This window comes from Zoogloea sp. GW822-FHT05C07 (assembly GCF_058800215.1).
In genome coordinates this window covers 470,628-483,553 of the sequence record NZ_CM179510.1, presented here as the reverse complement: position 1 = coordinate 483,553, position 12,926 = coordinate 470,628, and the positions used below count along the sequence as shown (strand labels likewise).

General features: G+C 67.5%; 14 protein-coding genes and 1 riboswitch. Of the genes, 6 read left to right on the top strand and 8 right to left on the bottom strand.

Annotated elements, in window-relative coordinates:
• The first annotated feature begins 46 nt into the window (after window positions 1-46).
• The 5 genes from AC3QL2_RS02330 to AC3QL2_RS02310 all read left to right on the top strand — a co-directional run bounded on the left by AC3QL2_RS02330 (window position 47) and on the right by AC3QL2_RS02310 (window position 4,226).
• A complete protein-coding gene (locus tag AC3QL2_RS02330) occupies window positions 47-1,054 on the top strand; it encodes a sulfate ABC transporter substrate-binding protein (protein ID WP_493233667.1) in 1,008 nt (335 codons plus the stop codon).
• 116 nt (window positions 1,055-1,170) lie between these two features.
• Complete coding sequence (locus AC3QL2_RS02325; RefSeq protein WP_493233666.1) at window positions 1,171-1,857, top strand: RBBP9/YdeN family alpha/beta hydrolase; 687 nt, start codon at window positions 1,171-1,173, stop codon at window positions 1,855-1,857.
• Window positions 1,858-2,014: 157 nt separating this feature from the next.
• Window positions 2,015-2,992 (top strand): cysteine synthase A, encoded by a 978-nt coding sequence (gene cysK / locus AC3QL2_RS02320; RefSeq protein ID WP_493233664.1) that lies wholly within the window; start codon window positions 2,015-2,017, stop codon window positions 2,990-2,992.
• A gap of 14 nt (window positions 2,993-3,006) precedes the next feature.
• Window positions 3,007-3,966 carry a serine O-acetyltransferase EpsC gene (epsC, locus tag AC3QL2_RS02315; RefSeq protein WP_493233662.1) on the top strand — a complete coding sequence of 320 codons (960 nt, stop codon included), beginning with the start codon at window positions 3,007-3,009 and terminating at the stop codon, window positions 3,964-3,966.
• Complete coding sequence (locus AC3QL2_RS02310; RefSeq protein WP_493233661.1) at window positions 3,954-4,226, top strand: helix-turn-helix domain-containing protein; 273 nt, start codon at window positions 3,954-3,956, stop codon at window positions 4,224-4,226. Before epsC ends, AC3QL2_RS02310 begins: the two co-directional genes overlap by 13 nt.
• 182 nt (window positions 4,227-4,408) lie before the next feature.
• Here AC3QL2_RS02310 and AC3QL2_RS02305 read toward each other — a convergent pair whose 3' ends face one another.
• From AC3QL2_RS02305 to AC3QL2_RS02270, 8 genes are all read right to left on the bottom strand, one after another.
• Window positions 4,409-5,230, bottom strand: coding sequence for an EAL domain-containing protein (locus AC3QL2_RS02305; RefSeq protein WP_493233659.1), 822 nt, complete (start codon window positions 5,228-5,230; stop codon window positions 4,409-4,411).
• 144 nt (window positions 5,231-5,374) lie between these two features.
• Window positions 5,375-7,465, bottom strand: a complete 2,091-nt coding sequence (locus AC3QL2_RS02300; RefSeq protein ID WP_493233657.1) for a flagellar biosynthesis protein FlhA — start codon at window positions 7,463-7,465, stop codon at window positions 5,375-5,377.
• A gap of 55 nt (window positions 7,466-7,520) precedes the next feature.
• A complete protein-coding gene (locus AC3QL2_RS02295) occupies window positions 7,521-8,663 on the bottom strand; it encodes an EscU/YscU/HrcU family type III secretion system export apparatus switch protein (protein WP_493233655.1) in 1,143 nt (380 codons plus the stop codon).
• A gap of 3 nt (window positions 8,664-8,666) precedes the next feature.
• Window positions 8,667-9,437, bottom strand: a complete 771-nt coding sequence (gene fliR, locus AC3QL2_RS02290) for a flagellar biosynthetic protein FliR (RefSeq protein ID WP_493233654.1) — start codon at window positions 9,435-9,437, stop codon at window positions 8,667-8,669.
• Window positions 9,438-9,455: 18 nt separating this feature from the next.
• Window positions 9,456-9,728 (bottom strand): flagellar biosynthesis protein FliQ, encoded by a 273-nt coding sequence (gene fliQ, locus AC3QL2_RS02285; RefSeq protein WP_493233652.1) that lies wholly within the window; start codon window positions 9,726-9,728, stop codon window positions 9,456-9,458.
• A 13-nt stretch (window positions 9,729-9,741) separates the two neighbouring features.
• Window positions 9,742-10,509 (bottom strand): flagellar type III secretion system pore protein FliP, encoded by a 768-nt coding sequence (fliP, locus tag AC3QL2_RS02280; protein WP_493233650.1) that lies wholly within the window; start codon window positions 10,507-10,509, stop codon window positions 9,742-9,744.
• Window positions 10,510-10,519: 10 nt separating this feature from the next.
• Entirely contained in the window at window positions 10,520-10,882 is a 363-nt protein-coding gene (locus tag AC3QL2_RS02275) for a FliM/FliN family flagellar motor switch protein (RefSeq protein ID WP_493233648.1), read from the bottom strand.
• A gap of 5 nt (window positions 10,883-10,887) precedes the next feature.
• Window positions 10,888-11,712, bottom strand: coding sequence for a FliM/FliN family flagellar motor switch protein (locus AC3QL2_RS02270; protein ID WP_493233646.1), 825 nt, complete (start codon window positions 11,710-11,712; stop codon window positions 10,888-10,890).
• Window positions 11,713-12,003: 291 nt separating this feature from the next.
• Window positions 12,004-12,093: riboswitch (cyclic di-GMP riboswitch) on the top strand.
• A 502-nt stretch (window positions 12,094-12,595) separates the two neighbouring features.
• On the opposite strand from AC3QL2_RS02270, the gene fliE reads away from it, so the two are divergent.
• Complete coding sequence (fliE, locus tag AC3QL2_RS02265) at window positions 12,596-12,922, top strand: flagellar hook-basal body complex protein FliE (protein ID WP_493234027.1); 327 nt, start codon at window positions 12,596-12,598, stop codon at window positions 12,920-12,922.
• The last annotated feature ends 4 nt before the right edge of the window (window positions 12,923-12,926 follow it).

Sequence of the window (12,926 nt, the reverse complement as noted above, 5' to 3'; positions counted from 1 at the left end):
CGTCTCTAGACTCGGTTTCACTCATCGTTAGTTAATAGGAAGCCCAATGAAATCGCGCATCGCCCGCCGCTCGCTGTTGTCTCTCGCCCTCGTTCTCGGCCTTTCCAGCCTGGCCCACGCCGACGTCACGCTGCTGAACGTTTCCTATGACCCGACCCGTGAGCTCTACCAGGATTACAACGCCGCCTTCGCCAAGTACTGGAAGGCCAAGACCAAGGAAGACGTGACCGTCAAGGCTTCCCACGGCGGTTCCGGCAAGCAGGCCCGCTCGGTGATCGACGGCCTCGAAGCCGACGTGGTGACCCTGGCCCTGGCCGCCGATATCGACGCCCTCCACGAAAATGGCAAGCTGGTGCCGGCCGACTGGCAGAAGCGCCTGCCGCACAACGCCTCGCCCTACACCTCCACCATCGTCTTCCTGGTCCGCAAGGGCAACCCCAAGAAGATCAAGGACTGGAACGACCTGGCGAAGCCCGGCATCGAGGTGATCACCCCGAACCCGAAGACCTCCGGCGGCGCCCGCTGGAACTACCTGGCCGCCTGGGGCTACGCCCTCAAGCAGCCGGCCGGTACCGACGCCACCGCCAAGGACTTCGTCAAGAAGATCTACGGCAATGTGAAGGTGCTGGATTCCGGCGCCCGCGGCGCGACCACCACCTTCGCCGAGCGCGGCATCGGCGACGTGCTGATCGCTTGGGAAAACGAAGCCTACCTGGCCGTCAAGGAGCTCGGCCCGGACAAGTTCGACATCGTCACGCCGTCCATCTCCATCCTGGCCGAGCCCCCGGTCTCCGTGGTGGACAAGGTCGTCGACAAGCGCGGCACCCGCAAGGTCGCCGAAGAGTACCTGAAGTACCTGTACTCGCCGGAAGGCCAGGAAATCGCCGGCAAGAACTACTACCGCCCGACCGATGCCAAGGTCGCGGCCAAGTATTCCAAGCAGTTCGCGCCGGTCAAGCTGTTCAAGATCGACGAAGTCTTCGGCGGCTGGACCAAGGCCCAGAAGACCCACTTCGCCGACGGCGGTGTGTTCGACCAGATCAGCATCAAGTAACAGGCGAGGGCGTTCCGGCCCTAGTGCCGGAAGACACCGGAACCGCGCCAGGCCCCCAAAGCCTGGCGTTTTTTTCATCGAGGCGCCGCAAGGCCGCCTTTTGCAGGAGCGTTCGCGTGCTGCAAACCACCCTGATCGTTCCCGGACTCAACAACAGCGGCCCCGGCCACTGGCAGACCTGGCTGGAAGAACAATTGCCCGATGTGCGCCGGGTGCGCCACATCGACTGGGATGTCCCCGTGCTGGCCCGCTGGGCCACGGAAGTCCGCCGTGAAATCGACGAGGCCGCCGGCGTGGTGTGGCTGGTCGCCCACAGCTACGGTTGCCTGGCTTCGGTCGTGGCGGCGGCGGATCGCCCGGAGAGGGTCGCCGGCCTGCTGCTGGTGGCGCCGCCGGACCCCGACCGTTTCACCGCCTTCGGCCTGCGCGACCCGCGCGACATCGCCTGTAAGAGCGGGCTGGCCGAGTGGATTCCGGCTTCGCCGATCGGCGTGCCGAGCATGGTCGTGGCAAGCGGCAATGACCCCTGGGCCAGCATCGAGCAGACGGCTCACTGGGCGGACAGCTGGGGCAGCCTGTTCATCGACATCGGCCTGGCCGGGCACATCAACGTCGAATCGGGGCATGGCCCGTGGCCGCAGGGCCTGGTGCTGCTCAATGCGCTGCGGGATTCCTACACCGGCCTGCCGCTCGGCAGCATCGACGACGGCAAGGTCACCAACCGCGGCAAGCGCGGTGCGCTGGCCCGCCTGCGCCACCGCACCCGCTTCAACTGGGACGTGTTCACCGAGCTGTCCCACTGAATCTGTATATTCATAAAAAGTGGAATGCTTATCCGGTTTGAGTTGCAAACCTACTGAATTATTGTTGGTTCGCTGCCTGGAACGGTGGGCGTAGTGTGCTCCGCAGTGCAGCAAAGACATTCACCTATCCAAACTGATTGATCCAAGGAGCTTTCCCATGTCGAAATGGTACGCGGACAACGCCCAGTCCATCGGCCACACCCCGCTGATCAAGCTCAACCGCATCACCGACGGCGCCTCCGCCACGGTGCTGGCCAAGATCGAAGGGCGCAACCCGGCCTATTCCGTGAAGTGCCGCATCGGCGCGGCTCTGGTGGCGGACGCCGAACAGCGCGGCCTGCTCGGCCCCGGCAAGGAACTGGTCGAACCGACTAGCGGCAACACCGGCATTGCGCTGGCTTTCGTCGCCGCCGCCAAGGGTATTCCGCTGACCCTGACCATGCCCGAGACCATGAGCATTGAGCGCCGCAAGCTGCTCACCGCCTACGGCGCCAAGCTGGTGCTGACCGAAGGCGCCAAGGGTATGAGCGGAGCGGTCGCCAAGGCCGAGGAGATCGCTGCTTCCGATCCGGACAAGTACGTGCTGCTGCAGCAGTTCAAGAACCCGGCCAACCCGGCTATCCACGAAACCACCACTGGCCCTGAGATCTGGGACGATACCGACGGCGCGGTGGACATCTTCGTGTCTGGCGTCGGCACCGGCGGCACCATCACCGGCGTCAGCCGCTACATCAAGCAGGGCCGTGGCAAGGCCATCCAGTCGGTGGCCGTCGAGCCGTCGGCCAGCCCGATCCTGACCCAGTCCCGCGCCGGCGAGCCGCTCAAGCCTGGCCCCCACAAGATCCAGGGCATCGGCGCCGGCTTCGTGCCGGGCGTGCTCGACCTGTCGTTGGTGGATGCCGTGGAACAGGTCAGCAACGAAGAGGCGGTGGACTTCGCCCGCCGCCTGGCCCGCGAGGAAGGCATCCTGTCCGGCATCTCCAGCGGTGCTGCCGTGGCTGCTGCCGTGCGCCTGGCCAAGCTGCCGGAGAACGAGGGCAAGACCATCGTCGTGATCCTGCCCGATTCGGGTGAGCGCTACCTGAGCTCGGTGCTGTTCGAAGGCGTCTTCGACGCCGCGGGCCTGCCGGCATGAACTCGCGCGAGCCCGTGAGCACGCACGACGAATCCGTCGCGGCCGAACACTGGGACCTTGGCGCGGTGGTCGGCGGCCTGCGGGCCGTGCGCGATCGCTGGCGCGAGGCCCAGGGCCGCAGCCGCGAGGCTGGCGGCCGCGAGTTCCCGTCGCGGGATGCGCTGGCCACGGTGGTCGGACAGTTATGCGGAGCGCTCTTCCCGATGCGCCTCGGCCCGGCCGACCTGCGCCAGGAGAGTGAAGACTTCTACGTCGGCCATACGCTGGACGCGGCGCTGAACGGGCTGCTCGAACAGGTCCGCCTCGAACTGGCCTACCAGGCCCGCCATGGCGATGTCGACGAGCAGGCGATCCGCCGCCAGGCCATCCATGTGGTCCGCGAGTTCGCGGCAACGCTGCCGTCCACCCGGGCGCTGCTCGATACCGACGTGGAGGCCGCTTTCCTCGGCGATCCGGCGGCCCGCAGCGTGGATGAAGTGGTGCTGTGCTACCCGGGCATCCTGGCGGTCATCCACCACCGTATCGCCCATCGCCTGTACCGCCTCGGCGTGCCGCTGATCGCGCGCATCGTCGCCGAGCTGGCCCACTCGGCCACCGGCATCGACATCCACCCGGGCGCCGGGATCGGCCACAGCTTCTTCATCGATCACGGTACCGGCGTGGTGATCGGCGAGACGGCGGTGATCGGCAACCGGGTCCGCCTCTATCAGGCAGTGACCCTCGGCGCCAAGCGCTTCTCTGTGGGCGCCGACGGCGGCCTTGAGAAGGGGCAACCGCGCCACCCGGTCATCGAGGACGACGTGGTGATCTACGCCGGCGCGACGATTCTCGGCCGCATCACCATCGGCGAGGGCTCCAGCATCGGCGGCAACGTGTGGTTGACCCACAGCGTGCCGCCGGGCAGCCACATCACCCAGGCCGGTCTGCAGCATGCGCTCGCCGGCCAGGAGCGGTCCGCCCCATGGCCGCGCTGAATCGCCGCTTCGGGCTGGCCGTCCGTCAGCTGCGGGAGGCGCGGGGCTGGTCCCAGGAGGTCTTCGCCGACCGGGCCGGCCTCAGCCGGTCCTACGCCGGTGAGGTCGAGCGGGGCAACGCGGTGCCGTCCCTGGCCACCGTGCTGAAGGTCGCGGCGGCCTTCGGCATCAGTGGTGCGGCGCTCATCGAGCACTCGGAACAGGCCGAACTGCGGCGTCCGGGCAGCGCCGCCGCGCCCGTCACGACGACGGAAAAATAGGCGTCCTGACGCTGCGCCGCCCAGAATCGGCAGCCGGTGCGGTGGAGCCGGGCAAATCCCCATGGTGGTCATCCTTCGCGAGACCGTCCGGCGGGCGATCCTGCCGGGCTCTGCAGCCTGCGCTGGCGCTGGCGGCCCGCCTGAGCGGCGACGGGGCGACCGGTGGGGGCGGCGGCGCGCTTTCAGTTCCCCGAACGCAATTCCTGTGCGAATGCGCTCGCCCCGACCGGGTGGCCGTAGGCGTAGCCCTGCAGCAGCACATGGTCGGCGGCCAGTTCCGGTGCCGGCTCTTCCACGTGGGTGACGATGATGTGGGCGTCCTCGCGCAGGGCGGCCAGCCACTTCAGGCGCTCGTGGGCTTCGATGCCGGTGCCGAGTTTGCGCCGGTCCACCTTCACGAATTGCGGCCACACAGTGTTGGCGATGGCCTGCCACTGGGCGGCGGACTCCACGTTGACCGCCACGCGGAAGCCGTGGTTGCGGTAGTTGCGCAGCACGAAGGCCAGCAGGTCGGGCTGGGCGCTGGCTTCCGGCGGCGTTTCGATGACGATGCTGTCCGGTGCCACGCCGAGGGCATCCACCACGCGGCGGAAGGCGCGGCCGTGGTCGTCGCCGACGGCGGCCAGCAGGCGGCCGTGCACGTTGAGGAAGAGTGGCGCCTCGTTGCCCGCCGCCAGTCCGTTGAGCAGATGCACGGTGCGCGCCAGGCGGTCGAGGGCGATCAGGCGGGCATCTTCGGCGGCGGCGGAGAACAGCGTCCATGGCGACAGCCCGTCGTCGTCCGGGCCGTGGCTGCGCAGGAAGGCTTCGCGCCCGGCGACGGTGCCGCTGGTCGCATCGACGATGGGCTGAAAGGCGCTCGACAGCTCGAAGCCGAACCAGTCGCCGACCACCGTGCCGTTCTCCGTGCGGTGCAGTTGCTTGCCGGGGACGGGTTCCTGCGGCAGGCGGGCGAGAAAATCCCGCGCCAGCGGGTTGAGGTGGGATGCGGTGGCTGCGGCCATGGGGAGACTCCTTGGTGGATCGGGTGCGGCCGCGCACGGGCGGTCCGGCTGCCAAATCTATTTCCACCCGGCCGCGGGCGGAACCAAGAAATTCTGCAAAACATATGCGGACGCCCGGCCGGGCCCCCCGCGGCGGGGCAGGGCTCAGCCCAGCGAGCCGACGATGCTGACCTCCCGCTGCTCCGGGATCTCGTTGTACGACAGCACGGACAGGCCGGGGGCGAACAGCCGCGCGTAGCGGGCCAGCAGCGGGCGGATCTGCGGCATCACCAGCAGGATCGGCGGCACGTTCTGCTGCTTCATCTGCTCGCGCACCTGGGGCATGTTGGCCTGCAGCTGGGCCAGCAGGTTGGGGTCGATCGGGTAGTTGTCGAGGGCCGCCTTGCCGCCCTGGCGGGCCTGGTTGAGGGAGCCGAGCAGCATGTTCTCCAGCTCGCCGCCGAGGTTGAAGACCCGCATTTCGCCGCTCGGGCCGGCCAGCGTGGCGACGAGCTGGCGGCGCAGGGTGCAGCGCACCTCGGCGGCGAGCAGGATCGGGTCGCGGGTGGCCTCGGCGTTTTCGAGCAGCGTGGTGGCGATCGGCACGATGTCCTTCAGGGACACGTTCTCGGCCAGCAGCACGCGGAAGATCTTCAGCAGCAGGCTGTGGCTGTAGGCCTTCTCGAGGGCCGCGGCGAGCTTGGGGGCCACCGCGGTCAGGCGCTCCAGCAGGGCCGGCACGTCCTCGTGGGCGATCAGCTCGGGCAGGTGGTCGCGCATCAGCTTGGCGACGTGGGTGGCGATCATGCTGGCCACGTCGACGACCTGGTAGCCGAGGCCCAGCGCGTGGGCCTTCTGTTCCGGCGCGATCCAGATGACCGGCATGCCGTAGGCCGGCTCGACGCCCGGCGTGCCGTCCAGCTCGCCGTAGATCTGGGGCGACGGGATGGCCATCAGCTGGTCCGGGTAGGTGAGCACCTGGGCGATCGGCGTGCCGTTGAGGAGCACCGAATACTGGGCTGGCTTCAGCGTCAGGTCGTCGCGCACGCGGATCTTCGGCAGCAGCAGGCCCATGCTCTCGCTGAGCCCCTGGCGCATGCCGGCCAGGCGTTTGCTGAGCGGCGCGCCCTGGGCGCTGTCGATGAGGCCGACCAGCTTGTAGCCGACGGCGATGCCGAGCGGCTCGACGAAGGGCAGGCCGGTCCAGTCCAGCTCGGGGGCGCTCTCGGTGAGCAGCGCGGCGTGGATGGCGGCGTTATCCGCTTCGGCCGGCGCGGCGGGGCGGCGGCCGAGGCGCCAGGCGACGAAGGCGAGCACGCCACCGAAGGCCAGGAAGACCAGCCACGGCATGCCGGGGATCGCCGCCAGCGCCACCATCAGCCCGGCGGCGCCGTACAGCACGGCCGGCGAGGCCAGCATCTGCGCCGCCACCTGCTGCTCGAAGTCCTTGCCGTCGTTGCCGACGCGGGTCACCACGATGGCCGCCGCGGAGGACAGCAGCAGGGCCGGGATCTGCGCCACCAGGCCGTCGCCGATGGTCAGCAGCGCGTACAGGCGGAAGGCGTCGGCGAGGCTCAGGTCGTGCATCAGTGCGCCGATGGCGACGCCGCCGAGCATGTTGATGAGTAGGATCAGGATGCCGGCGATGGCGTCGCCGCGCACGAACTTCGACGCGCCGTCCATCGCCCCGTAGAAGTCCGACTCGGCGGCCACTTCGCGGCGCCGCTGCTGGGCCTTCTCCTGGTTGATCAGGCCGGCATTGAGGTCGGCGTCGATGGCCATCTGCTTGCCGGGCAGCGCATCCAGCGTGAAACGCGCCGACACCTCGGAGATCCGCTCGGCGCCCTTGGTGACCACGATGAAGTTGATGATCATCAGGATCACGAACACCACCAGGCCGACCACGAAGTTGCCGCCGATGACCACGTGGCCGAAGGCTTCGATGACCTGGCCGGCGGCGCCGGTGCCCTCGTGGCCGCGCAGCAGCACGACCCGCGTGGATGCCACGTTGAGGGTCAGGCGCAGCAGCGTGGTGGCCAGGATGATCGTCGGGAAAATCGAGAAATCCAGCGGCCGCCGCGCATTCACGCTGACCAGGATGACGATCAGCGCCAGCACGATGTTGAAGGTGAACAACACGTCCAGCACCACCGGCGGCAGCGGCAGGATGACCATCGACAGGATGGTCAGCACGAACAGCGGCGCGGCGACGCGGTGGCGGCTGAGGTCGGAGAGGAGTTGGCGCAGGGTGTTCATGGGCGTGGTTCGTGGTCCGTCAGGAGGCGGGCTGGAATGGGTTGCCGGCGGCAGCTCAGGTGTTGGTTTCGGTGTCGAGGAACTGCCGCGGCACCGGCGGCGCGTCCGGCAGGTCGGGGCGTTGCGGGCGCTGGCCGTTGCGGAAGGCCTTCAGCTGCAGCACGTAGCCCAGCACCTGGGCCACCGCGCGGTACAGCGGGGCCGGGATCTGCTGGTTGACCTGGCTGGTGTTGTAGATGGCGCGGGCCAGCGGCGGCAGCGGCACGATCTCGACCTTGTGTTCGGTGGCCACCTCGCGGATGTACAAGGCCATCTCGTCCACGCCCTTGGCCACCACGAAGGGCGCCTCGGCGCGGGCAGCGTCGTACTTGAGGGCGACCGCGTAGTGCTGCGGGTTGACGATCACCACGTCGGCGCCGGGCACCGTCTTGCGCACGCCGCGGCGGGCCAGTTGCTGCTGGATCTGGCGGATGCGTTGGCGCACTTCCGGGCGGCCCTCGGTGGATTTGTGCTCCTCCTTCATCTCGCGCCGGCCCATGCGCTGGCCACGCAGGTAGATGAAGTGCTGCACCGGCACGTCCACCAGCGCGAAGACGACGAAGACCGCGCACAGGGCCATGATGCCGTCCACCATCAGGCCGGCGCCGCCCGCCAGCGCCTGGTCGAGGGGCTGGGCCTGCAACTGCATGAAAGACTCGCGGCCGCTGCTGACCACGTGCCACAGCACCAGGCCCAGCGCGGTGGCCTTGATGACGGTGGTGGCCAGCTCGACCAGGTGCTTGGGCTGGGTCAGGCGCTCGGCGTAGGAGAGCGGGTTGAGGCGGTCCAGCCTGGGTTTCAGGTTCTCGCCGCTGAGCACCCAGCCGCCCGGCACCAGCGAGCCGATGGAGACGAGCAGCGGCACCGCGAACAGCGGGGCGAGCATCTTGGCGAGCAGCAGCATGGTGGTCGTGAAGGCGATGGACCACAGGTTGTCCAGCGTGGCGCCGCCGTCCAGCGCCGCGAAGCCGACGCCGAACAGGGCGCGGAAGTCGGCCAGGTAGCCCGGCATCAGCAGGAGCAGCAGCTTGAGGCTGACGAGCAGGCCGAGGGCGGTGGCCCAGTCCCGCGAGCGGGCCACCTGGCCCTGTTCGCGGGCCTTGCGCAGTTTCTGCGCGGAGGCCTTTTCGCTCTTGTCTTCGGTCGACGTGTCGGCCATCGCTCACAGCCCCATGTCGTGGTGGAGCAGGCGCAACACCTGGCTGGTCATGCGCACGTAGTGTTCCGGCACGAAGCCGACGATGCGCACCAGCATGTAGAGGCCGAACAGGGTGATCAGCGAGAAGCCGAGGGCGTACAGGTTGAGGGCCGGCGCCACGCGGTTGAGGAAGCCGAGCCCGACCTGCACCACTAGCGTCGAGAAGATGATCGGGATGGCCAGCAGCAGCGCCGCGGCGAACACCCAGGCGATGTTGAGGGCCAGGGTCTGCAGCGCCAGGAACTCGAAGCCGCGGCCCACCGGCCAGGAACGGAAGCTCTCGGCGAGCACGCCGGTCAGCACCAGGTGGCCGTCGATGGAGAAGAATACGATGACGCCGAGCATGTAGAGCAGGCCGGACACCACGTCCGACGAGGTGCCGTTCATCGGGTCGTTCATGACCGCCATGCTGAGGCCCATCTGGGACGACACCAGGAAGCCGAGGATGGCGAGGATGGCCATCAGCTGGTGGAAGGCCAGGCCGATCACGAAGCCGATCAGTACCTGTTCGCCGGTGGCCAGCAGGCCGGCCATCGAGAAGGGATCGATGTGTGCCGAAGGGCCGACGACCGGCAGCATGACCACCGCGACGAGCAGCGACAGCAGCACGCGGATCGGCACCGGCAGCATGTTCTCGCCGAGCACCGGTGCCGCGCTGAACAGCGCCAGGCTGCGGCAGAAGGGCCACCACAGGGTGTGCAGCAGGGCGAGCAGCTGGCCGAAGAGCGCTTCCATGATGCGGCGGGGGCGGGCTCAGCCCACCAGCGTGGCGGCGCGCCGGAACACGGCGACGCAGAAGTCCATCACGTAGGACGTCATCCAGCGCCCGGCGAGGGTGATCGCCAGCAGCGTGACGACCAGCCGCGGCAGGAAGCTGAGGGTCTGCTCGTTGATCTGCGTGGCGGCCTGGAACAGCGCGACCAGCAGGCCGACCACCAGGCCGGGCACGACCAGCACGGCGACCAGCACCATGACCATCTGCAGGGCTTCGCCGATCAGGTCGGCGGCGATCTCGGGGCTCAGCATCGGGGCTCCGTGTTCACAGGCCGCGCACGCTGGTCACCAGCGTCTCGACGGTCAGGGTCCAGCCGTCCACCAGCACGAACAGCAGCAGCTTGAGGGGCAGCGAGATGACCAGCGGCGACAGCATCATCATGCCCATCGCCATCAGCACCGACGACACCACCAGGTCGATGACCAGGAAGGGGATGAACAGCATGCAGCCGATCTGGAAGGCGGTCTTCAGCTCGCTGAGCACGAAGGCCGCCAGCTTGACGGTGAAGGCGTGCTGCTCGGGCTTGTCGACGGTCTTCTCGCCGGCCAGCCGGGAGACTTGGGCCAGCGCGCTCTTGCTGGTCTGGGCGAGCATGAAGCGGGATAGGGGCTGCTCGGCGATGGAGAGGGCCTCCTGCAGGCCGATCTTCTCCTGGTCGTAGGGCTGCAGCGCCTTCTCCCAGATGGTGTCGCCGACCGGGCGCATGACCAGCAGCGTGAGGATCAGCGCCACGCCGGTGATGATGCGGTTGGGCAGGCCCTGCTGCAGGCCGAGGGCCTGGCGCAGCAGCGACAGCACGATGACGAAGCGCGTGAAGCTGGTCATCATCAGCACCAGCACGGGCAGGAGCCCGAGCAGGGTCATGATGATCAGCACCTGGGTCTTGACCGTCAGTTCGGTCTTGGCGCCCTGGGTGGAGCTGGTGAACAACCCGATCTGATCGGCCACCGCCAGGTCGGGCAGGGCCAGCAGCCCGAGCGCCAGCAGGCCGAGCAAGGCTGCCGGCCCCAGGCGTGCGCGCAACGATGTCATGCCGCCAGCCTCATGACGTCAGCGAGCTCAGGTCCAGGTCGCACAGCTCGACGACCTTCAGCCCGTAGTTCTCGCCGGCCAGCACGACTTCGGCACGGCCGATGGCGGTGCCGTTCACCTTGATCAGCAGCGGCTCGCCGGCCAGCGTGTCGAGCTCGATGACGCTGTCCCGGTCGATGTTCATCAGGTCCTGCAGCGAGATGCTGGTCGACCCGACTTCCAGCGTCAGCCGGACCGGGATCTTGCGCAGCATCTGGGCCAGCGGCCGGGCAGGGCGCGGGGCCGGGGCGGGTTCGGCGGCCTGGCCGAAGTCAGCGGCTTCACCGTCGAAATCGCCCAGCATGTCTTCGAGACTCGGGTTGATCGGGTCCATCCCATTCACTCCACATCTTCAAAAGCGGTTAAACAAAGCTTGCCCCGGTGCTCCACGACCTGGGCCGTGAACACGCGGGAATCGTCGATCAGTACGTCGGACGGCCCCATGCTTACCGGGACCACGTCGCCGACCCGCAGGTCGAGCAGGCGCCCCAGCGGGATGTCCTTTTCCAGCAGGCGGGCCGTCAGCCCGAGCTGCAGGCGGCGTGGAAAAGGCTGGGCCGCGGACGGTTCGCCAGGGCGATCCCGCGTGGGCGCCAGTTGCTGCAGTAGATGGCGCTGCCAGGCCTCCTCGAGCAGGAAGTACATGCCGCCGTCGATGCCGTGGGCCCGCTCGCGCACGCCGACGCGCAGGGCCCAGGCGCCCTGGCGGCGCAATGCCGTCGTCGCATCGCCGAGCAGGCGCCCGGTGTGGGCGCTGCCGTCGTGGGACGGCGCGCGCCCTTCCAGGCGATCGACGAGCACGCCGGCGAAGCGCCGCCCGAGCAGTGCGGCGAGGCGTTCCTCGGTAGCCGTCACCGGGGCTTCGTCCCGGGGGCCGGCCTGTGTGGTCGGATGGGCGCCGTAGCGGTAGTCGAGGGCGCACAGCAACAGCTGACGGTCCAGCGCGAAATCGATGCGACCCCGCTCGTGGGCGTAGCCGTTCCAGCGGCGATGCTCGGGGAGGCCGTCGACCGGCACGAGGCGGACCTCGGCGACTTCGAACTGCGCGCGGTAGCGGCGGTTGAGGCTGCCGCGCAGGGCTTCGTCGAGATCGTCCCGCGCGAGCACGGTGAAGCGCTCCAGCAGGTGGAGCGGGCGCCCCAGCGAGAGAGGATCGAGCGTCATTCCACCGCGCGGCGCTGCGGATTTCTGCATGTGTGTATTACCAATGATTGTCCGGCAATTCGAGTCGAATACCGGTCGCGTTTCGCCCGCGAATGGCGTTTCCGGAGTTTTCAATCCAGAAAGACCTGGGTCTAATTGCTTTTTAGTTTGAGGATTAATTGGATTTCGCGCAACAGGAATTGATGGAATGTCCGTCGATTAATTCAGTCTGAATTCAAATTGAAAAAAATGATTGCCTGCCGGAAAGCTTCTAGGCATAATCACTCCATCTCGCGACAAAAACCGCGAAAACTTAAATTTGGGCACACCCGTTCGAAAGACGGGGTCGCAAAGCCTCCGGTCTAAAGCTCTCTCACGGGCTACGATAGCGGGGTTGCCAGACTGGAACCGCTGACTCGGTTCCGCCGGCTGTTGTCCGTGTGGGCTTTGCCTGCACGCCGCGCCGGGTCTGTGTTGTCGCCTTTCTGGCGGCTGCGCCTCGTCTTTCCCATGTGTGCGCCCCGAGCACATCGATGAGGGAAAGCGCATGAACCGTCACATTCTCGTCTGAATACGCACCAAGGCCGTCTTGGCATGGAGTCGTTCGCCTGCCCTCCGTACGCCTGGATCCGGATCAGGGTTTTCTCCTGATCCCATTCGCCCGATTCAATTCGGCGCGAGGTCTATTTGCGTCCGGTTTTAATTCCGGCCTTATTGCCTTTTCAATTTTTATTCGTCGATTAATTCGTTCGTTTTTCAATTGCCGCATCGAGCGTGCGAGGGATTCCTTTTGCCCGAAAAACGCAACGCCAATTGGCGATTGAATCCCGCTCCACCGGCTGGTGCGTGCGGGGCGCGATTCCGGCGCATCCCGTTTCCGAAGGAGAGTGTGGTGGTGACTGAAATGCTGGCGTCGATCGGCGCCGACCTGATGAAGCTGCAGGGCAGCCTGCCGGCCGCCGATCTGGCCGTGCCGGCGGCCAACCCGCTGGATGCGGCGGGGCCGGAAGCCGACGGCTTCGGCGAGCACCTCAAGCAGGCCGTGCTGGGCGTCAATGAGAAGGACCGCGTCGCCGGCGAGCGCATGGCCGATGTGGACAGCGGCCGCAGCGACGATCTGGTGGGGGCGATGTTATCCAGCCAGGAAGCCAGCCTGTCCTTCTCGATGCTGATGCAGGTCCGCAACAAGATGGTCGGCGCGATGGACGACCTCATCAAGCTGCCGCTCTAAGCGC

What these genes read in the sequence shown, in the direction of transcription:
- fliQ (WP_493233652.1), bottom strand. Translation starts at nt 9,728, where the DNA reads ATGCTGAGCCCCGAGATCGCCGCCGACCTGATCGGCGAAGCCCTGCAG.
- AC3QL2_RS02305 (WP_493233659.1), bottom strand. Translation starts at nt 5,230, where the DNA reads ATGGCCGCAGCCACCGCATCCCACCTCAACCCGCTGGCGCGGGATTTT.
- AC3QL2_RS02295 (WP_493233655.1), bottom strand. Translation starts at nt 8,663, where the DNA reads ATGGCCGACACGTCGACCGAAGACAAGAGCGAAAAGGCCTCCGCGCAG.
- AC3QL2_RS02310 (WP_493233661.1), top strand. Translation starts at nt 3,954, where the DNA reads ATGGCCGCGCTGAATCGCCGCTTCGGGCTGGCCGTCCGTCAGCTGCGG.
- fliP (WP_493233650.1), bottom strand. Translation starts at nt 10,509, where the DNA reads ATGACATCGTTGCGCGCACGCCTGGGGCCGGCAGCCTTGCTCGGCCTG.
- AC3QL2_RS02275 (WP_493233648.1), bottom strand. Translation starts at nt 10,882, where the DNA reads ATGGACCCGATCAACCCGAGTCTCGAAGACATGCTGGGCGATTTCGAC.
- AC3QL2_RS02330 (WP_493233667.1), top strand. Translation starts at nt 47, where the DNA reads ATGAAATCGCGCATCGCCCGCCGCTCGCTGTTGTCTCTCGCCCTCGTT.
- fliR (WP_493233654.1), bottom strand. Translation starts at nt 9,437, where the DNA reads ATGGAAGCGCTCTTCGGCCAGCTGCTCGCCCTGCTGCACACCCTGTGG.
- fliE (WP_493234027.1), top strand. Translation starts at nt 12,596, where the DNA reads ATGCTGGCGTCGATCGGCGCCGACCTGATGAAGCTGCAGGGCAGCCTG.
- AC3QL2_RS02300 (WP_493233657.1), bottom strand. Translation starts at nt 7,465, where the DNA reads ATGAACACCCTGCGCCAACTCCTCTCCGACCTCAGCCGCCACCGCGTC.
- AC3QL2_RS02270 (WP_493233646.1), bottom strand. Translation starts at nt 11,712, where the DNA reads ATGACGCTCGATCCTCTCTCGCTGGGGCGCCCGCTCCACCTGCTGGAG.
- cysK (WP_493233664.1), top strand. Translation starts at nt 2,015, where the DNA reads ATGTCGAAATGGTACGCGGACAACGCCCAGTCCATCGGCCACACCCCG.